The sequence below is a fragment of the Vibrio sp. V38_P2S17PM301 genome, from assembly GCF_009904845.1.
Classification (GTDB): domain Bacteria; phylum Pseudomonadota; class Gammaproteobacteria; order Enterobacterales; family Vibrionaceae; genus Vibrio; species Vibrio proteolyticus.
This window is the reverse complement of sequence record NZ_WXWO01000029.1, coordinates 67,198-87,068: the sequence shown is the minus strand read 5'-3', so window position 1 is coordinate 87,068 and position 19,871 is coordinate 67,198. Positions and strand designations below refer to the sequence as shown.

Sequence of the window (19,871 nt, the reverse complement as noted above, 5' to 3'; positions counted from 1 at the left end):
TTCACTTTGTTGATTTATATCAAGAGTTCACATGTAACAAATATTAATAGTAATACTTGAATGTAAAATTACTACAGATATGAAGATTGATACCAAAATGTGGCAAGCGTATCGCGAGCCTTTTTTCCGTTTTTCTCGAGAGTTGACGTGTCGGGAGTTTGCGATCATTACCGCATGGAACCCGCGCAGCCAACTGATGTCAAACGAATATAACCGTATAAAAAATAATGCGTTAGAGCGCCGACTTCGGCATTATTCATACGTGTCGGTGTTGGTCGGAGACGCACAGTTTTGCTGGGCGGAGGAGAGTTTCGCCGCAGCACTGCCGCTGGTCAAGGCGCTCTCTCTGGGAAGAGAATTTGCCCAGAATGCCATCTATTATGTGCGTGATGGTGAGCTGCTGTTGTTCTCGTGCCAGGGGACGCAAAAGGAACATTTAGGAGCACTGACAAGCCGTTGTTGTGAGTGAACACCGTACAAGGAATACGAGAATGTCATGGAGGAAACAATGAAAGACATAACCCCCGATATCTGCGATAAATATGAATCACAGGTAACACTGATTCATCTACCGTTACAAAATTACGGGCGTCGACACGCCTTTTGGGGTGAAATTGCCACGGTTCGCTGCTACCACGATAACTCGAAAGTACGAGAAATGCTTGAGCAGGACGGGCACGGCAAAGTGTTGGTGGTGGACGGACATGGCTCCTGCCAACATGCACTTTTGGGTGACCAACTGGCCATCAAAGCGATCGAAAATGGCTGGGAAGGCGTGATCGTGTATGGCGCGGTGCGCGATGTGGGGATGCTGGCGGAAATGGAACTGGGCGTGAAAGCGTTAGGCGCCAACCCGTTCAAAACGGAAAAACGTGGTGCAGGTGATATCAATGTCACGTTAACCATCCAAAATCAGATGATTCAGCCTGGGGATTACATCTATGCCGACTGGAACGGAGTTTTAACGTCGAAAGATAAACTTGATGTATGAGCTGGTGGTCAGAAGCGGAAACCCAATCCGACTTCGACCCCTTGCTGCCACTGTTGATAATCAACGGTGGCGTGCAAATCGAGGTTTTCTGTCAGCCTGACTCGGCTGGAGACTTCTGCGGACAACTGAGTATCGATCACCTGGCTGTTGGTTTCTTCCTTGAACTTATGGGAATGCAGGGTGCTTTTCACCGATACCCGATCGTTAAACTGATAACTGACCCCACTCATAAAACCGCTTTGACTGATGTCGTTGGAGTTATCGATGCGGGCACCAACGTACAGATCGATCTTATCAAACAGGTTATAGGAATAACCGCTATCAATTGTCCAGCTGTCGAAACCGGACGGATCTTTTTCTGTCGAAATAAACAGGCGGTGCGGGGATTGATTGAGTTGCGACGGAAGTGGCGGTAACTCTGTCGCTGCAACGAAAGAACTAAAAAACAACAGCATGATCATGATGCACTTGTTCATAAAGCTCTCCCTGCTTTTCATTTGTTAGTTCCACTGCGTAAAGCTAATTAAAGCATAAATTACTTCAACGTCTACTCAGAATCATATAGCGAATAGTTATTACTATATGCGTTGGCTGGTGATTATTCGAGCGCCAATGCATAACATTTGGATCAAGTGCAAAGAATGGAAAAGCTCGGTTTGGCTGAAAAGATTGCAACTTATAGTTGACTCAGGGTATTTAAATGCGGTAAGACTAAAAACACGCAAACACATAAACAATGTATAACGACGTTCAACCATGATTCTCAACAGCCATACCGTAATGACCACCACCATTATTATTACCGACACCACCGATGTTGGGGCAGGCTGCTGAGCGAAAGAAATTCAAAAAAAGGCCTGTATCCCACCAGATACAGGCCTTTTTTTATACCGATTTTTCAATATTTGGAGAGGAAGGGATGCGAGTATTAAAGTTTGGCGGTTCATCATTAGCCGATGCTGACCGTTTTCTGCGTGCTGCAGACATCATCGCAAACAATGCACAACAGGAAGAAGTGGCCGTCGTTTTGTCGGCGCCAGGAAAAACCACCAACAAGCTGGTCGCGGTCATCGAGGGCGCGCTGCGCAACGGTGAAGCGGATCTGCAGATTGCCGAGCTGGAAGATTCGTTCCGCGATTTGTTCCAGGACATCAAGCAGGTGCTGCCTGCGTTGGACGGCCACGCATTTGATCATCAGGTCAAAACCTCACTGTCTCAGCTGCGCCAGTTTGTTCATGGCATCAGTTTACTGGGCATGTGCCCGGACAATGTCAATGCGCGCATTATCAGTAAAGGCGAACGCGTTTCCATTCAACTGATGAAGGCGGTACTGGAAGCCAAAGGTCAGCCAGCCAGCCTGATTGACCCGGTTCACTACCTGCTGGCGCGTGGCGATCATTTGGAAGCCATGGTGGATGTCGACCTCTCCACTCACAATTTCCGTCAGCAGCCTTTGCCGCAAGGCCACGTTAACATCATGCCGGGTTTTACCGCGGGAAATGAAAAAGGTGAGCTGGTGACGCTGGGCCGCAACGGGTCGGATTACTCGGCGGCGGTATTGGCCGCGTGTCTGCGTGCGGACTGCTGCGAAATCTGGACTGACGTAGATGGCGTCTATAACTGTGATCCCCGTTTGGTGGATGACGCGCGCTTACTGAAATCGCTCAGCTATCAGGAAGCGATGGAATTGTCCTACTTTGGCGCGTCGGTACTGCACCCGAAAACCATTGCCCCGATTGCTCAGTTCCATATTCCCTGTCTGATCAAAAACAGTTTCAACCCACAAGGCGCCGGCACGCTGATCGGCCAGGATACCGGGGAAGACAATCTGGCAATCAAAGGCATCACCACCTTGAACGATCTGACCATGGTCAACGTTTCTGGTCCGGGCATGAAAGGCATGGTCGGCATGGCCAGTCGTGTGTTTGGCGCCATGTCCTCTGCCGGTGTGTCGATTGTGCTGATCACCCAATCTTCGTCTGAATACAGCATTAGCTTTTGTATTGAAGCGCAGGATAAGCAACTGGCGCAGCGCGCGCTCAGCGACGCTTTTGAGCTGGAGCTGAAAGACGGCCTGTTAGAGCCGGTCGACTTTATCGATAACGTATCCATTGTCACGCTGGTCGGGGATGGAATGCGCACGTCTCGCGGCGTCGCCTCTCGTTTCTTCTCATCTCTGGCGGAAGTCAACGTCAACATCGTAGCGATTGCCCAAGGATCGTCGGAACGTGCCATTTCTGCCGTGATTCCGGAGGATAAGATCTCGGAAGCGGTCAAAGCGTGTCACGAGAATCTGTTCAACTCCAAACACTTCCTTGATGTGTTTGTGGTCGGCGTTGGCGGCGTGGGCGGCGAGCTGGTGGACCAGATCGAGCGACAACAAGCCAAGCTGCAGGAGAAAGGCATCGTCATTCGCGTGTGTGGTCTGGCCAACAGCAAAGGGCTGTTACTCGACAGCGAAGGGCTACCGCTGGAGCACTGGCGCGATAGGATGAACAGCGCGACAGAAGAGTTCAGCCTGGCGCGTCTGATTGCGTTGGTGCAGCGTAATCACATCATCAACCCGGTGTTGGTCGACTGCACGTCAAGTGAAGCGATTGCAAACCAGTACACAGATTTCCTTGCCGCCGGTTTCCACGTGGTGACGCCCAACAAAAAAGCCAACACCGCCAGCATGGCTTACTACCATCAGTTACGCGATGTGGCACGCAGCTCGCGTCGTAAGCTGATGTATGAGACGACAGTAGGAGCAGGGTTACCTGTGATTGAGAACCTGCAAAACCTGATTTCTGCCGGCGATGAACTGGAACGCTTTAGCGGCATTTTGTCGGGCTCATTGTCGTACATTTTTGGTAAGCTGGATGAAGGTATGACGCTTAGTCAGGCGACGCAAATTGCCAAAGACAACGGTTTTACTGAGCCGGATCCCCGCGATGATTTGTCGGGTATGGATGTCGCGCGTAAACTGCTGATCCTGGCACGTGAAGCGGGCATGGCTCTGGAGCTGGAAGACGTGATCGTCGATCAGGCGCTGCCACCGGGTTTTGATGATTCCGGTTCAGTGGACGAGTTCATGGCTCGTCTGCCCGACGCGGATGCGTACTTCAGTGACTTGTCGGCCAAAGCCAAAGTTGATGGCAAAGTATTGCGTTACGTCGGTGAAATCAGCAACGGTCAATGTCGCGTCAGTATGGCGGCGGTCGATGATAACGATCCTATGTTCAAAATTAAAGATGGTGAAAATGCGCTGGCCTTCTACAGCCGTTACTACAACCCTATTCCTTTGGTGTTGCGAGGTTACGGTGCCGGTACAGAGGTCACTGCGGCTGGGGTATTTGCGGACGTTATGCGGACGTTGGGATGGAAATTAGGGGTTTAACGGAATGAGTAGTGAGATGGATGTTGTCGTTTACGCACCGGCTTCAATCGGCAACGTCAGCGTAGGATTTGATGTGTTGGGGGCCGCGGTGTCCCCGATAGATGGCACCTTGCTCGGGGACCGGGTTGCCGTCAGCGCAGGCTCAGAGGCATTCAGCCTGCAAACCGCAGGTCGCTTTGTAGCGAAATTGCCGGACAACCCCAAAGACAATATTGTGTACGATTGCTGGCGAGTCTTTGCTCGTGAGCTGGATAAAAAAGGCGTCAGCCTGAAACCGGTCGCCATGACGCTGGAAAAGAACATGCCGATCGGTTCAGGGCTGGGGTCGAGTGCCTGCTCAATTGTTGCGGCGCTGGATGCGTTAAACCGCTTTCACTCTGAGCCGCTCAATGAGACCGAGTTGCTGGCGCTGATGGGCGAAATGGAAGGGCAGATTTCCGGCGGGGTACATTACGACAACGTCGCACCTTGCTATCTGGGGGGGGTGCAACTGATGTTGGAAGAGCTGGGGATCATCAGTCAGTCAGTGCCCTGTTTCGATGACTGGTACTGGGTGATGGCTTATCCGGGGATCAAGGTTTCCACCGCGGAGGCACGTGAGATCTTGCCGTCTCAGTACCGTCGTCAGGATATCATCGCCCACGGCCGTCATCTGGCGGGGTTCATTCACGCCTGCCATTCCGATCAGCCTGAGCTCGCCGCGAAGATGATCAAAGACGTGATCGCGGAACCGTATCGTGAGAAACTGCTGCCAGGCTTTGCCAATGCGCGCCAATACGCGGCATCCGCTGGTGCGCTGGCGACTGGTATTTCCGGCAGTGGCCCGACCCTGTTCAGTATCTGCAAAGATAAAGATGTCGCCGAACGGGTTGCCCGCTGGCTGGAACAGCATTACGTACAGAATGAAGAAGGATTCGTCCATATTTGTCGTCTCGACAAACAGGGCTCAAAAGTAACAGGAAGTGAGCTATGAAGCTTTACAACATAAAAGAAAATGATGAACAAGTCTCCTTTGGCCAAGCCGTTCGCCAAGGATTAGGCCGTAATCAAGGGCTATTTTTCCCGTCACAACTGCCTCAGTTTGACGATATTGATGCGCTGCTGGCGGACGATTTTGTCACTCGCAGCACCAAGATTCTGTCGGCGTTGATCGGTGATGAGTTGAGTGAAGAACAGGTCAATGCCATGGTCGACGCAGCATTTCAGTTTCCGGCGCCGATCAAAGCGGTCAAAGATGGTGTGTACGCATTAGAGCTGTTCCACGGTCCGACACTGGCGTTTAAAGACTTCGGAGGCCGCTTCATGGCGCAGTCACTGGCGGCGGTGTCCAATGGGGGTAAGATCACCATCCTGACGGCGACGTCAGGTGACACCGGTGCTGCGGTGGCGCACGCATTTTACGGTATGGAAGACATAAATGTGGTGATTCTGTATCCGAAAGGTAAAATCAGCCCGCTGCAGGAGAAACTGTTCTGTACGCTGGGGAAAAACATCCACACCGTCGCGATTGACGGCGATTTCGATGCTTGCCAGGCTCTGGTGAAGCAAGCGTTTGACGATGCAGAGCTGCGCGAAGAAATCGGTCTGAACTCCGCTAACTCGATCAACATCAGCCGTTTGATGGCACAGATTTGTTACTATTTTGAAGCGGCGGCGCAGATGAGCAAAGCTGAACGTGAGAATCTGGTGGTGTCGGTACCTAGCGGTAACTTTGGTAACCTGACGGCCGGTTTGCTAGCCAAAGCGCTGGGTTTGCCGATCAAACGTTTCATTGCAGCGACCAATGCGAACGATACCGTGCCACGCTATCTGCAAACCGGTCAGTGGGATCCGAAGCCGACCGTGGCGACGACCTCGAATGCGATGGACGTCAGCCAGCCAAACAACTGGCCGCGTATTGAAGAGTTGTGTCGGGTGAAAGAGTGGGGCCTGGAAACGCTGGGTAAAGGCGCAGTATCTGATGCACAGAGTGCAGAGTCGGTGAAAACGCTGTTTGAGCAAGGCTACTTATGTGAGCCACACGGTGCGATTGCCTACCGTGTGTTGGACGAGCAACTGCAAGCGGGTGAAACGGGTCTGTTCCTGTGTACCGCGCACCCAGCCAAATTCAAAGAAGTGGTCGATGAGGTCCTCGCGTCCGACATAGAGTTGCCCGCACCGCTTGCTAAGCACGCGGCCATGGCGCTGCTGTCTGAAGATCTTGATAACGACTTTGACGCGCTAAAAGCGGTCTTACGTCGCGTGCAGAACTGATCCACGTTCAAGGCAATAAAAAAGGTCGCTCAGGCGACCTTTTTTATTGCCTTAAAGGCGTCAGCGATTGAGGGCAAAGGTTGGCAGTGACAAGTGCCAACGGATGGCGCCAAGTCGAATCAGCAGAGTTGACAGCACACCGGACATGAAGGCGGTGTTGCTGTCATAGCCCATCGCCAGCGCGGTAGTGTGGAAAATGCCCCCGATAATACAGGCTGTCGCATACACCTCACTGCGCAGCACCATCGGCACTTCGCGTGCCAGTACATCACGGATAATGCCCCCACCACAGCCCGTGATCACGCCCATGATGATGCCAACCAGAGCCGAATCCTGATAGGCCATGGTTTTTTCGACCCCGATACCCACAAACACCGCCAGACCAATGGCATCGCACACGGGTAAAATCCACCAGGGCAGCCGTTTAGGACGGCGGACGATTAACATGGTCAGTAAGCAGGTGATCAGAATCACCCACAAATAGTTGGTGTCTTTGATCCAAAAGACTGGCGTCGCTCCGAGCGCCATGTCGCGGATGGTGCCACCGCCAATGGCGGTCACACTGCCCAACACCGCCACGCCAAACGGATCCATTTTCAGCCGCCCGGCAAGCAGAACACCAGAAATTGCGAATACCGCGGTACCGAACAGATCGGTGAAATAAAGCAGCATGGAATCCATGTTACTCACCATTGCTATTGATAGAAGGAACAGAAAATAGGGCTGGCATTCTACGCATTCCGCCTGACTCCCGTTAGCGCTTTTGTCTGACAGAGTCGAATCGATCACACACTTGTCGGATCGCATTGAGGGTTCGTGGTGTGGGGCGGTTGAGCCAGTCGGCGTTCAGTGCCCAGATGTGTTGATTCTGGACTGCGGGCAACTGCGCCGCCCACTCTTGCCACATGTTCCCGTTTTCAATCGCGTGCTCAGAGGTAAAAATGACCTCGGGCTTGGCGACGATCACCTGTTCCAGCCCGACCTGAGGGTAGGGGGTTGCGCTGCGTTCAAAGACGTTCTCTCCGCCACAGAAGCGAAACACTTCGCTTGGCCAGCTGCCCTGAGCCAATGTGATGATTGGCTTTTCACTCAACTGATAGAAGTAACGTACAGGCGTTGCCGTCTGATAACGCTGTTTTAATTCCGCAAGCTGCTGGCGAAAGTGAGTGGCGGCGGTTTTACCCACTTGAGGGTCTGCGCTGAACTCGCTCAGCTGCTCAATGTTGCGGGCGATGTCTTCCAGTGTATGGGTCTGTGAATAATAGATGCGTAAACCAAATTGCTTGAGCTTGTCGAGTTCGCGCTGTGGGTTGCCGGCAGGCCAGGCGATGATCAAATCGGGTTTGAGCGCGATGATGCGCTCGATTTTTATCCCCTGGTAATTGGATACATGCTCGAGTCTGGCGACCTGCGTTGGGTAATCGCTGTGCGCACTGACGGCGATCAGTTGGTCACACAGTCCGGCTGCGCAGGCCAGCTCCGTTGCGTGTGGAGCGAGTGCGATCACTCGCTGTGCTGGTTTGGCCGCCAGCGAAGTCGACAACAGTAAAAGGGCGCTCAGCGCCAGCAGTTTGTGCATTTAGAATCCCTGATAGATAACGGCCAGGATCACACTTTCGGTCACGATCCAGATCAGAATGCGCCAGGCAATAAATTTCTGCAATTGGGCGAGGTGAATGGCCGCGGGCGCGATTCGGCCACCAATTTTGGCCCGTACCGTTTTACGTCCATCGTAGATGGCCGGTCCGCCAAGCGCCAGCTCCAGCTTTGAACCGAGTGATGTTAGCAACCAGCCCGGTCCGGGTAGCGGCCAACTGACACTTTGAGCACGCATGGTTTGGAAGGTCGACAGACCGCGTTGTCCAGGCACGACGAGCAGTGCCAGCAGGCGCAATGGGACAAAATCGAGCACGGCAACCAGGCGAATCGCGGGTAAGCCAAACGGCGAAAAGGTTGCGCGGGACGGAGACCAGACGCGTGACAGTTCTACCGCCAGGCGGTACAGCAGAGCACCCGCTCCACCGCCGAGTGCGTACCAGAACAGCACACCGACCACATTGCGGCCATAGCCGAGGATCAGAGTTTCAGCCCCAGCTTTACCCAACCCAAGGGCGGACAAGGTACTGGTTTCGCGATTGAGGAACGGTTGTAAAGTGGAGCGTGCCTGGGCTTTCTCGTCTTTGGCCAGGGCAGGTAACAGTTCGTGGGTGAGTTTGTCATAGCTGCGCCAGTCCAATGCCAGTATCAGCAGCGCCAACTCATACAACTGAGGTTGCCAGACTAACGGTTTTAATGCCCACAGTACCAGCCAGGTTGGCAGCAACATGAGTAGCAGAGCGAGTGAGCCCGAGATCACGCTTTGTGTGTGGCTGTGCGGTGTATTGACTTTGTCGGCCAGCAACTGAGCGAAACGGCGCCACAAGTTAGCCGGATGGGCATCGCGGGGGATTGGCAGTAGATAATGACACAACAATGCGCCCCACATCACCAGGAGCGCGCCGTTGCTGTATAGCGAGTTGAATAAATCTTCCATGATTTAGATGGTGAATTACTTCAGCAGCTCCACCATCTTGATCACCATGGCTGAGGAGCTTTTCGCCGCCAGCGGCAAGAACTCTTCAAAACTCATTGGCGACTCTTTGTCTGCCACGTCAGAAATGGCACGCACAACCACAAACGGGACGCCAAACTGGTGACAGGTCTGAGCAATGGCTGACGCTTCCATTTCAACGGCGATCACTGTCGGAAAATGCTGGCGAATGAAAGCCTGGCGCTGCGCGGTGCAAACGAACGTATCGCCCGTACAAATCAGACCGCGTACCGCGTGTTTGTCTTCCATTTGCTCCAGCGCACGTTCCGCGATGTTCATCAATTGAGCATCGGCCTGGAAAGCCGCAGGCTGGCCTGCCATTTGACCCATTTCATAGCCAAAAGCGGTCACGTCGGCATCGTGGTGACGCACTTCGCTTGAAATGACCACATCACCCAGATTCAGGCTTGAGTCGAATCCGCCGGCGGAACCTGTATTGATCACGACATCCGGTTGGAACTGGTCCAATAAAATGGTGGTACCGACGGCGGCCGCGACTTTGCCGATGCCCGACTGCAGTACGACCACTTCGACGCCGTTCAACTGGCCAGAATAAAAGGTGCAGCCCGCTTTGCTCATTTCCTGGCGGTTACTGATTGCGTCTTTTAGAATCGCGACTTCTTGTTCCATCGCGCCGATGATGCCGATTTTCATGCTGGTTCTCTTGATATGAAATTGAAAAAACAGGATTGAAACAAAGTGTACCATGAATCGGATCACTGCCAATACGCAATCTGTCGGGTGGGTGGAAAACCGGTTGCTAAGCGATATCGATTCCCCTATAATTCGCGCTCCTCGTGTCGGCTGAATCAGAGATTGGCTGACACAAATATAAACTTAACTCTTTAGGAGAGAATTATGTCTCTGAATGCAGAAACTAAAGCAGCAATCGTTGCAGAATACGCACAAGGCGAAGGCGACACCGGTTCACCAGAAGTACAAGTAGCACTACTGACTGCTTCTATTAACCACCTACAAGGTCACTTCAAAGCGCACAAAGGCGATCACCACAGCCGTCGTGGTCTGCTACGCATGGTTTCTCGTCGTCGTAAACTACTAGATTACCTGAAAGGTAAAGATCTAGGACGTTACCAAGACCTAATCAAACGTCTAGGCCTACGTCGCTAATCAGTGGCTGCATAGCACAGTTTGTACGAAAAAGGGGCGTCAGCCCCTTTTTTGTTGGCTAAATTTAGCCAAACCGCATTTATCCCGTTATACTACGCACGGCAAAATCCAAACGTTGGATTTTCTCTTACATACTCAGGCATTACAGTCAACCTCGTCGACCAAAAGGTCGCGACTATTAAAAGCTGCCTCGAGCCCGCTAGACGGCTTTTACTAGTCGCGATTCGTAATGCTCTGAGCCTAAACACATTCAATCTAAGCACAGCTTAGAGCAAGGAATAATAATGTTCGAAAAACCAGTTGTTAAAACGTTCCAGTACGGCAACCACACGGTGACTCTGGAAACGGGCGTGATTGCACGTCAAGCTACAGCTGCGGTTATGGTCACTATGGATGACACCGCAGTTTTCGTTTCTGTTGTTGGTAAAAAAGAAGCAGTGGAAGGTCAAGACTTCTTCCCACTGACTGTAAACTACCAAGAGCGTACTTACGCGGCAGGTAAAATCCCAGGCGGTTTCTTCAAGCGTGAAGGTCGTCCTTCTGAAGGCGAAACATTGACAGCTCGTCTGATTGACCGTCCAATCCGTCCGCTATTCCCAGACGCGTTCAAAAACGAAGTTCAGGTTATCGCGACTGTAATGTCAGTAAACCCTGACGTTCAGCCAGACATCGTCACCATGATCGGTACTTCTGCTGCTCTGGCTATTTCTGGTATCCCGTTCAACGGCCCAATCGGTGCCGCGCGCGTAGGTCATATCGATGGTCAGTTGGTTCTGAACCCAAGCAACACTGAGTTGGACGCGTCTAAACTTGATCTGGTGGTTGCAGGTACCGAATCTGCAGTACTGATGGTTGAGTCTGAAGCGGATAACCTGACTGAAGAAGAAATGCTGGCAGCGGTTGTTTACGGTCACGATCAACAACAAGTGGTGATCAACGCGATCAACGAGTTCAAAGCAGAAGTGGCGACACCAGCGTGGGATTGGGTCGCACCTGAAGAGAACACAACGCTGACCAACAAGATTGCTGAGCTGGCAGAAGCGAAGCTGGTTGAAGCTTACCAAATCACAGAGAAGATGGCTCGCTACGACCGCATTCATGCAATTGCTGCGGAAGTAAATGAGGTACTGCTTGCTGAAGACCCTGAAGCAAACACCAAAGAAATCCACACTATTTTCCATGACCTGGAAAAGACTGTAGTACGTCGCAGCATCATCGCTGGTAACCCGCGTATTGACGGTCGTGAGAAAGACATGGTTCGTGCGCTAGACGTACGTACTGGCGTTCTTCCTCGTACACACGGTTCTGCGCTGTTCACGCGTGGTGAAACTCAGGCAATCGTGACTGCGACTCTGGGCACTCAGCGTGATGCTCAAATCATCGATGAGCTAACGGGTGAGCGTAAAGATCACTTCCTACTGCACTACAACTTCCCTCCTTACTGTGTGGGTGAGACAGGCTTTGTTGGTTCTCCTAAGCGTCGTGAAATCGGCCACGGTAAACTGGCGAAGCGTGGTATTGCTGCGGTAATGCCGTCTGTAGATGAATTCCCATACACGGTACGTGTGGTTTCTGAAATCACTGAATCGAACGGTTCTTCGTCTATGGCATCGGTTTGTGGTACGTCTCTGGCGTTGATGGACGCAGGTGTGCCTATCAAGGCATCTGTTGCGGGTATCGCGATGGGTCTGGTGAAAGAAGGTGACGATTTCGTTGTACTTTCTGACATTCTGGGTGATGAAGACCATCTGGGTGACATGGACTTTAAAGTAGCAGGCACCAGCACCGGTATCACTGCACTGCAAATGGACATCAAGATCGAAGGCATCACCAAAGAGATCATGCAAATTGCGCTTAACCAGGCACAAGGCGCACGTAAGCACATCCTGTCAGTCATGGATGAAGCGATTTCAGGTGCTCGTGACGATATTTCTGAGTTTGCGCCACGCATTCACACCATGAAGATCAGCTCTGAGAAGATCAAAGACGTGATCGGTAAAGGTGGTGCGGTTATCCGTCAGCTGACGGAAGAAACGGGTACAACCATTGAAATCGAAGACGATGGCACCATCAAGATTGCAGCAACCGAAGGTGCGGCAGCTCAAGAAGCGATCCGTCGTATTGAAGAGATCACTGCGGAAGTGGAAGTGGGCCGTATCTATACAGGTAAAGTCGCGCGTCTGGCTGACTTCGGTGCATTCGTTACTGTACTGCCGGGTAAAGATGGCCTGGTACACATTTCTCAAATCGCCGACAAGCGTGTTGAGAAGGTATCGGATTACCTGTCTGAGGGTCAGGAAGTTCAGGTGAAAGTACTGGAAATCGACCGTCAGGGCCGTGTACGCCTGAGCATGAAAGAAGCGGTTGAGAAACCTGCGGCAGAAGAAAACTCAGCGCCGGAAGCACCAGAAGCCGAGTAATTGAGTCATCTGTTTTTCGCTTAGCTTTTACGGGATTTTCACCCACAAAGCATAAAGCATGCTATAAAGGGAGCATATTGCTCCCTTTTTTATATGCGGAAAGTCCGGTCCTTATTCTGATCGGCGAACAGGAGTCTCTACTTGTGAAATGGTTTCAAACCGCTAGCTTAAGCATTTTTCTTTTGGTGATCTCTGGCTGTGCCTCGGTCGGAAATAGCAGCAAAGACCAGTGGCTTTATCCTCCCATGGCCATCGCATTACAACCCAACCTTCAACAACAAGTCCAGATTGCGCGTTTGACGCAACTGCTGCAACGCCCGGATCTGAGTGATGAAATCCGAGCAAAAATGTTTTTTGAGCGCGGTAACTACTACGACAGCGTTGGTCTGCGCGACTTGGCTCGGGTCGACTTTGAGCAGTCACTGGCATTAAACCCTGTCCAGCCGGATGTGTTTAATCTCCTCGGGGTGTACTTCACCGAGCGCGGTGAGTTTGACAGTGCTTACGATGCCTTCGACTCCACTTTGGAGCTCGACCCTGGCAATACTTATGCACAGCGCAATCGCGCTATTGCACTGTACTACGGAGACCGGGTGGACTTAGCGCTGGAAGATATGCAAAAGCAATATCAGGTCAGTCAGGCCGATCCGTTCAGTGCCTTGTGGCTGTATATCATCGAGTCCGATCTTGACGCTGAGAAAGCGCGCAAGGATTTACAGGCTCGTTACCAAAACCGCAATCAGGAGTGGGGCTGGGTATTGGTGGCCGTCGTCCTGCGCGACGTGTCCGATGAGCAAGCCTTGCGCGCCATCATCAGTGAAACTCGTGACAACACCTTGTTGGCACAGCGACTGACGGAAACGTATTTTTACATGGCCAAACGCAATCAGCAGGAAGGGGATTACGCATCGGCAATCTCACTCTACAAGTTGGCACTGTCGTTTAATGTCTATGAATATGTCGAACATCGCTATTCGTTTCTCGAGCTGGAACGTATTTTCAATGACGTTCGCGACGAGCAGCAGGCCAAGGCCGAACAAGCGGCGTCTCAGTCTTAAGTTGCAAACCCAATACGCATCAGCCGCTCGTTCGAGCGGCTTTTTTATTGCCTGTTGAGCTGTTCGTCGCTAGAATAGTTAGCTTGGCTAACTAATTGGAACACGGAATGAGTCTGGAAAAGAGCCTGGAGCTGACCGAGCGTTTTGCGGCAAAAATATGGCGCAAATACGCTAAGGAAGACCCGATTGCGCAGCTGAGTTTTAATGAGTACGACTATCTGAAAGTGGTTCAGACCGCGCGTGAGCCGATACGTCTGACCGATTTGGCGGCGGAACTTGAGGTCACGAAGCCCTCCGCCACCAATATGGTCAAACGCCTGGAAAGAAAAGGCCTGGTAGCCCGGGTGCCATGCCTGACGGACGCGCGTTCTAAACGTGTGGTATTGACCGCACTGGCTCTGGAGAGCCTCTCGAATGAAGCTCAGGTCTACTCGGTCTGGGCCAAACGGGTATCCGAGCGGCTGAACCATGCAGAGGCCCGGCAACTCGAACAATTATTGATGAAAGCCATGCGTTAACGCTTAGGCCGTGACAAGGCGGCCTTGGTCTATTTAGTTAGCCTGGCTAATTTTTTGTGGTGAAAGTTATGAATCAGTCCATTTACCGCCAGTTCTGGCGCTACACCATTCCGACCGTGGCAGCAATGCTGGTGAACGGCCTGTATCAGGTCGTAGACGGCATTTTTATTGGGCGTTATGTCGGGGCTGACGGCCTGGCCGGGATTAATGTGGCCTGGCCGGTGATCGGTTCTATTCTTGGTATTGGTATGCTGGTTGGGGTTGGCACCGGGGCACTGGCGTCGATTAAGCAGGGGCAACAAGCGCTGGATGAAGCAAAATCGATCCTCGCGACCGGGTTGATGCTGCTGGTGGCGCTGACGCCGCTGGTTGCCGGTATTTTATGGGCTTATTCCGATCGCTTTCTGCTCTGGCAGGGAGCGGAAGGGCGCGTGTTTGAGCTTGGGTTGCAGTATTTGCATATTCTGATCGTCGCGTGTGTGTTTACGCTTGGATCGATCGCCATGCCGTTTCTGCTGCGCAATGATGACAGCCCCAATCTGGCCACCTTATTGATGGTGATGGGGGCGGTGGTGAACATCGTGCTGGACTACGTGTTCATTGTCTGGCTGAAATGGGAACTGACCGGCGCTGCGCTGGCCACCGGGATTGCGCAGTTGTTGGTGACCTTGCTTGGGCTGGCGTATTTTTTCTCATCTCGAGCTAAGCTGCGTCTGACCCGTGCTGATTTTCGCCTGCGTTGGTCGGCGATTCCGTCGATTTTTACTATCGGCACCTCCAGCTTCTTTATGTACGCGTACGGTTCAGTGATGGTAGCGCTGCACAACAGTTTACTCACTCAGTACGGTAGTGCTGCGCTGGTCGGGGCATACGCGATCCTTGGCTACATTGTGACGGTCTACTACCTGGTGGCGGAAGGCATTGCCAACGGGATGCAGCCTTTGGTCAGCTACAATCACGGGGCGGGGAACCGCGACAATATCCGCAAATTGCTCAACGTGGCAATGTGCAGTGCGGTGTTAGGCGGCGTGGTGTTTGTATTGCTGCTGAATCTGTTTCCTGGCGTGGTGGTATCGGTGTTCAACGACAGCGATCAGAGTCTGATTGTCAGCACCATCACGGCGTTGAGACTGCACATGTTTGCCTTGTTCCTGGACGGTTTTTTGGTGGTGGCGGCGGCTTACTATCAGGCGATTCATCGGGGAGGTAAAGCGATGTTTGTGATGATAGGCAATATGCTGATCCAACTGCCGTTTCTTTATGTCATGCCGAAGTTGTTCGGGATTACCGGGGTGTGGATTGCGTTCCCGTTGTCGAACATTGCGCTGAGTCTGGTGGTGGCGGTGATGCTGTACAAAGATGTGCGTAAGATGCTGCTGCCCAATCTCAAACCGCTCAACGCGTAAATCACAACAGGCTCTGGTATACAGAGCCTGTTGTCGTTCAGGGGTTATAAATTGCGCACTTCCAAACCGGCCAGTTGATGCCAGTAGCCATTACACTGGCGGTCAGGCAGAGACTCGGGATGTTCGCCGTGTTCATTTGCCCGGAACCGATCCAGTTGAGTAAAGGTGTCGAGCCCCAGCGGGCTGAGGCGAACCACATCCACCAGTCCTTGCATCGCGGGTAAGTCATTATGCAGGTTGTAACAGTAGCCTGACTGAGTCTGAATACCGTTCAGATTGAACACCGCTTGCCCTTCCTGACTACGCACCTGAATGCCAGTCGGGTAATGGATACAGCAGGTTTCGCAGTCATCTTTGGCCCGGTTTTCTGCACGCGCGGTGAAACAGCGCGCCGAGTAGGCCAGTGGCAGATAACCGTGGCCGAAAACTTCAATCTCAAACTGACCGCGAATGCCCAATTGCTCACATTGGCTGAGGGTGTGGTTGAGCCATTCACGCGACAGTTCCACCGGCATGCACCAGCGGATCATCCCCTGGCGAAGAAACAGTCGCAGTGTCTGCGCATTGTAGGCATTGACCGCCGGACCGACCACGAACGGCACCCTTTGCTCACGCGCCAGCTGGATGGCTGAGACGTCGTTGGCTTCGATGGCGAAGTCACCGTTGTCGATGTACTTTTTCATCACGTTGACTTCACTCGGCGCTTCAAGCAAAGCCATGGTCGACAACACGACCTGTTTCCCGCTCTCAGATAATGCTTTCGCGAGCGCCAGCCAGTTGGCTGGCTTCATTTCCCGTCGTTTGGAGCAGACGGATTCGCCGAGATAGACGATGTCCGCTGTGCTGCTGGCGGCTTGATGGTAAAACTGCTCCACATCCTGCTTAGGCCAGAAATAGAGCAGAGGGCCGAGGGCGTATTTCATGGAATGTTGCATCGTTTTTCCTTACTGCCATTTACGATGATAGGCACCGAGCGTGGTTTGAGTGCCTTCGGAGACGTTCGCCAGTGCCGTACTCCAGGCGCTATCGACCTGATATGTTTGCGGATTGGCCTGAAAGCGATCGATGGCGGCGCGCCAGGTACGGGTGACCTGTTCGACGTAGGCCGGGCTGCGTTGACGCCCTTCAATTTTGACGGAAGCGACGTTAGCGGCAAACAGTTCTGGTAACAAAGAGAGTGTGTTCAGGCTGGTCGGCTCTTCCAGCGCATGATAGCGTTTGGTTTCACCGCAGATATCCGCATCAAAGCGTCCTTTACACAAGGTTGGATAACCGGCGTTTTCGCCGGCGCCGTAGCGGTCAATGAGGATATTGTTGAGCCGGGATTCCAGTCCGTCGCTGGTTTCCTGCCAGCGGACATAGCGCGCTGGCGAACACGCACCGACGGTGTTGGGGGATTCACCGGTCAGGTAGGAGGAGAGATAGCAGCGCCCCTCAGACATGATGCACAGGCTGCCAAAAGCAAATACTTCCAGCTCGACCTCTTCACTGATGTTACGCGAGAGCTGCTTCACCTGATGAATGGATAGTACCCGCGGCAGGACGACACGTTTGACCTTAAAATTGCGCTGATAGAATTCGATGGCCGGAACATTAGTGGCAGAGGCCTGTACTGACAAATGCAACTCCAGGTGCGGATAGCGCGTGGCGGCGTATTCCAACAGCGCAATGTCGGCTACGATCAATGCATCCACGCCGATCGCCGCCGCCCGATCTACCGCATCTGTCCAGCGCTGGAAGCCGTCCGGATGAGCAAACGTGTTCAGCGCAACGTGTATTTTCCTGCCATGGTCGTGGGTGTACTGTACCGCTTTATCCAGCTTCTTGCCGGTAAAGTTCAGGCCCGCGAAGTGACGCGCATTTGTGTCATCTTTAAAGCCGATATACACCGCATCGGCGCCACAGTCGATTGCGGTTTTCAGGGCGGGCAGGTTACCGGCCGGGCATAAGAGTTCCATCGTTTCATACCAAACTTTGTCTCAAAGTGGTGGGCATTTTATGAAGGATAATCAAGCGCGGATTTGATGTAAGGCAGGTTTACTTCAGTTTTTTCTCAAATACTTATTTGGAGTTAGTTCTTGTGGCGACGGTTCTGGGCGAACAGCTCTTCCACTTCGTGTTTCGGTTGTGGGCGGTAGAAATGAAAGCCCTGAATGGAATTGCAGTTGAGATTGGACAGTAAGGTTGCCTGCTGCTGGGTTTCAACCCCTTCGGCGACCACAGTCAGATTGAGGGATTTGCCCAGATTGATGATATTTTCAATCACAGTGACCTGCTTAGGCAAGGTATCAATGTCACTGATAAAGGCGCGATCGATTTTGAGTTCATCGAGTGGAAAACGTGCCAGATACGACAGCGACGAGTAGCCGGTACCAAAATCATCGATCGACAAACCAAAGCCGAGTTTCTTGATGGCATTGAGCATTTGCAGAGTGTGTTCGCTGTCACTCATGACCGCACTTTCCGTCAGCTCAAAAGTAATGCAGGCCGGATCCAGCTCGGTGGTACGCAGTAACTTTTCCATGAAGTCGATCAGTTTCGGGTTGCCGAACTGCTCCGGCGACAAATTGATGGCCACCCGTCCAGGTAAAATCCCCTGCAGCTTCCAGCGTTTGACAGTAGCGAAGACATCGCGCATTACCACGCGGCCAAGGTGCTCAATCAAGCCGGCGCGCTCCGCCACCGGAATGAAAGCACCCGGAGAAATATACCCTTCCACCGGATGTTTCCAGCGCACCAGCGCTTCGGCGCCGTTGATGCTGAAATCGCGCGCATTCACTTTGGGCTGGTACCACACCTCGAGACCATTTTGTTGCAGTGCTTTTTGTAGTTCGATCTCGAGCCACAGACGCATGCGGGCTTCTTTGTTCATCTGATCGTTGAAACGGATCAGGCGATTGCGACCGCGATCTTTGGCCTCATACATCGCCGTATCGGCATTTTGCAGCAGGATGCGTGCATCGTTGCCGTCGCCCGGATACGCAACACTGCCGATGGAGCAAGCAAGACGTTTGCTGAAATGATGCAGGTCGAATGGCTGATTGATCAGTGAAATGATGCGCTCGGAGAGCATCTCAGCCATGCGATTGTTGTCCGGTTCGGGAATGATGATGCCGAATTCATCACCGCCAAGATGGCCAAGGACTGCGTGCTGAGGCAGCAAACGCTTCAGGCGGGAGGAGACCTCTTTGATCACTTTGTCACCAATGTGATGACCGAGTGAGTCATTGATGTTTTTGAAATTGTCGATATCCAGATAAAGCATGATCAGCGGTGTGTCATTCTGGATAAACTGCTCAAGACGTTTGGTGAAACCGAAGCGGTTAAACAGGCCGGTTAACGAGTCGGTATGGGCGTTTTCACTCTTGGCGAGCGATAATGGCTTCGGCTGTTCGTCGGCGTCTTGGATCAGCACCAGTTGCGTGTTGCTGCCGAGCAGAGTGGCGGCATCGGCATGCAACTGCACCTTGCGTTCAAAGCCGCATTTCGGTCCTGTCAGACACACCAGCGGCGCTTCCGCAAGCAACAGCCCCAACGGCGTATTAAAAACCGTTTTGGTTTTCTCATCGATAAACAACGTTGACAGTTCTTCTCCGAGCAGCTCGTTGTTGCTGTTGAAGCCGAGCAGTCTTACTGCCGCCGGGTTGGCGGACAAAATGCAGTCGTCTTCGACCAGCAGAATACCGTCGGGCAACAGAGTGGTCAGAGTGGAAAAGCGTGTTTCGGACTCTTCCAGCGAGCGGATCAGAAGTTGTTTTTCTGAGGTGTCGATGGCATGAAACAGAATATGACGGACAGTGCCGTTGTCATCGACAGGGGTCAGGCAGAATTGCAGGCTGGTTTCGAGGTCGATTTCACTGAAGGTGATTTCGGACTCAATGGTTTCGCCCTGAAATGCCCGTTCGTAATACGGTCTGAGATGATGATAGAACTGCGCACCCAATACTTGGGCATCGCTCATCCCGACCAACTCTTCACTGTTGAGTCCGGCAATGTCGCAGTAGCGATCGTTAACCACGGCGTACTTATGCTGATTGTCCAAAATCGCAAAGAAAAACGGGCTGTGGGCCGTTATTTTGGCAAACCAGTGCTTTAATTGTTGCGCAGGCATGTAGTACTACCGACTCC

General features: G+C 52.5%; 18 protein-coding genes and 1 other annotated feature. Of the genes, 10 read left to right on the top strand and 8 right to left on the bottom strand.

Going from position 1 to position 19,871, the window contains the following annotated elements; genetic code table 11:
- The first annotated feature begins 79 nt into the window (after positions 1-79).
- Both CAG64_RS07135 and CAG64_RS07130 read left to right on the top strand, forming a co-directional pair.
- Positions 80-469 (top strand): DUF3293 domain-containing protein, encoded by a 390-nt coding sequence (locus tag CAG64_RS07135; protein ID WP_161447760.1) that lies wholly within the window; start codon positions 80-82, stop codon positions 467-469.
- Between the two features lie 39 nt (positions 470-508).
- A complete protein-coding gene (locus CAG64_RS07130) occupies positions 509-991 on the top strand; it encodes a putative 4-hydroxy-4-methyl-2-oxoglutarate aldolase (RefSeq protein WP_021705672.1) in 483 nt (160 codons plus the stop codon).
- A gap of 8 nt (positions 992-999) precedes the next feature.
- Here CAG64_RS07130 and CAG64_RS07125 read toward each other — a convergent pair whose 3' ends face one another.
- The gene (locus tag CAG64_RS07125; RefSeq protein WP_021705671.1) at positions 1,000-1,467 is read right to left on the bottom strand and encodes a hypothetical protein; all 468 of its coding nucleotides are present in this window, start codon (positions 1,465-1,467) and stop codon (positions 1,000-1,002) included.
- Between the two features lie 293 nt (positions 1,468-1,760).
- Positions 1,761-1,879, top strand: a sequence feature (Thr leader region).
- A 31-nt stretch (positions 1,880-1,910) separates the two neighbouring features.
- On the opposite strand from CAG64_RS07125, the gene thrA reads away from it, so the two are divergent.
- Genes thrA through thrC form a run of 3 tightly spaced genes read left to right on the top strand, consistent with a single transcriptional unit; the run spans position 1,911 to position 6,623 of the window.
- Positions 1,911-4,370 (top strand): bifunctional aspartate kinase/homoserine dehydrogenase I, encoded by a 2,460-nt coding sequence (gene thrA, locus CAG64_RS07120; protein ID WP_021705670.1) that lies wholly within the window; start codon positions 1,911-1,913, stop codon positions 4,368-4,370.
- Positions 4,371-4,386: 16 nt separating this feature from the next.
- Positions 4,387-5,343, top strand: coding sequence for a homoserine kinase (thrB, locus tag CAG64_RS07115; protein WP_161447756.1), 957 nt, complete (start codon positions 4,387-4,389; stop codon positions 5,341-5,343).
- Positions 5,340-6,623: a threonine synthase gene (gene thrC, locus CAG64_RS07110; protein WP_161447754.1), complete on the top strand. Its 1,284-nt coding sequence runs from the start codon at positions 5,340-5,342 to the stop codon at positions 6,621-6,623. Before thrB ends, thrC begins: the two co-directional genes overlap by 4 nt.
- Positions 6,624-6,683: 60 nt before the next feature.
- On the opposite strand, the gene CAG64_RS07105 is transcribed toward thrC, so the two are convergent.
- From CAG64_RS07105 to mtnN, 4 genes are all read right to left on the bottom strand, one after another.
- Positions 6,684-7,304, bottom strand: coding sequence for a TRIC cation channel family protein (locus CAG64_RS07105; RefSeq protein WP_021705667.1), 621 nt, complete (start codon positions 7,302-7,304; stop codon positions 6,684-6,686).
- Positions 7,305-7,377: 73 nt separating this feature from the next.
- A complete protein-coding gene (gene btuF / locus CAG64_RS07100; protein ID WP_161447752.1) occupies positions 7,378-8,202 on the bottom strand; it encodes a vitamin B12 ABC transporter substrate-binding protein BtuF in 825 nt (274 codons plus the stop codon).
- A complete protein-coding gene (locus CAG64_RS07095; RefSeq protein ID WP_161447750.1) occupies positions 8,203-9,156 on the bottom strand; it encodes a cobalamin biosynthesis family protein in 954 nt (317 codons plus the stop codon).
- 15 nt (positions 9,157-9,171) lie between these two features.
- The gene (gene mtnN / locus CAG64_RS07090) at positions 9,172-9,867 is read right to left on the bottom strand and encodes a 5'-methylthioadenosine/S-adenosylhomocysteine nucleosidase (RefSeq protein WP_161447748.1); all 696 of its coding nucleotides are present in this window, start codon (positions 9,865-9,867) and stop codon (positions 9,172-9,174) included.
- A gap of 204 nt (positions 9,868-10,071) precedes the next feature.
- On the opposite strand from mtnN, the gene rpsO reads away from it, so the two are divergent.
- The 5 genes from rpsO (at position 10,072) to CAG64_RS07065 (ending at position 15,743) form a co-directional block, all read left to right on the top strand.
- The gene (gene rpsO, locus CAG64_RS07085) at positions 10,072-10,341 is read left to right on the top strand and encodes a 30S ribosomal protein S15 (RefSeq protein ID WP_021705663.1); all 270 of its coding nucleotides are present in this window, start codon (positions 10,072-10,074) and stop codon (positions 10,339-10,341) included.
- A 284-nt stretch (positions 10,342-10,625) separates the two neighbouring features.
- Positions 10,626-12,761 carry a polyribonucleotide nucleotidyltransferase gene (gene pnp / locus CAG64_RS07080; RefSeq protein WP_021705662.1) on the top strand — a complete coding sequence of 712 codons (2,136 nt, stop codon included), beginning with the start codon at positions 10,626-10,628 and terminating at the stop codon, positions 12,759-12,761.
- 143 nt (positions 12,762-12,904) lie between these two features.
- Positions 12,905-13,819, top strand: coding sequence for a lipoprotein NlpI (gene nlpI, locus CAG64_RS07075; protein ID WP_161447746.1), 915 nt, complete (start codon positions 12,905-12,907; stop codon positions 13,817-13,819).
- 107 nt (positions 13,820-13,926) lie between these two features.
- On the top strand, positions 13,927-14,337 hold the full coding sequence (locus tag CAG64_RS07070) for a MarR family winged helix-turn-helix transcriptional regulator (protein WP_161447744.1): 411 nt from the start codon (positions 13,927-13,929) through the stop codon (positions 14,335-14,337).
- A 68-nt stretch (positions 14,338-14,405) separates the two neighbouring features.
- Complete coding sequence (locus CAG64_RS07065) at positions 14,406-15,743, top strand: MATE family efflux transporter (RefSeq protein ID WP_161447742.1); 1,338 nt, start codon at positions 14,406-14,408, stop codon at positions 15,741-15,743.
- Positions 15,744-15,787: 44 nt separating this feature from the next.
- Here the strand turns inward: CAG64_RS07065 and CAG64_RS07060 are convergent, their stop codons facing one another.
- The 3 genes from CAG64_RS07060 to CAG64_RS07050 all read right to left on the bottom strand — a co-directional run bounded on the left by CAG64_RS07060 (position 15,788) and on the right by CAG64_RS07050 (position 19,854).
- Entirely contained in the window at positions 15,788-16,666 is an 879-nt protein-coding gene (locus tag CAG64_RS07060; protein ID WP_161447758.1) for a U32 family peptidase, read from the bottom strand.
- 21 nt (positions 16,667-16,687) lie between these two features.
- Entirely contained in the window at positions 16,688-17,701 is a 1,014-nt protein-coding gene (ubiU, locus tag CAG64_RS07055) for a ubiquinone anaerobic biosynthesis protein UbiU (protein ID WP_161447740.1), read from the bottom strand.
- A 113-nt stretch (positions 17,702-17,814) separates the two neighbouring features.
- Positions 17,815-19,854: a sensor domain-containing protein gene (locus CAG64_RS07050; protein ID WP_161447738.1), complete on the bottom strand. Its 2,040-nt coding sequence runs from the start codon at positions 19,852-19,854 to the stop codon at positions 17,815-17,817.
- Positions 19,855-19,871 lie beyond the last annotated feature (17 nt).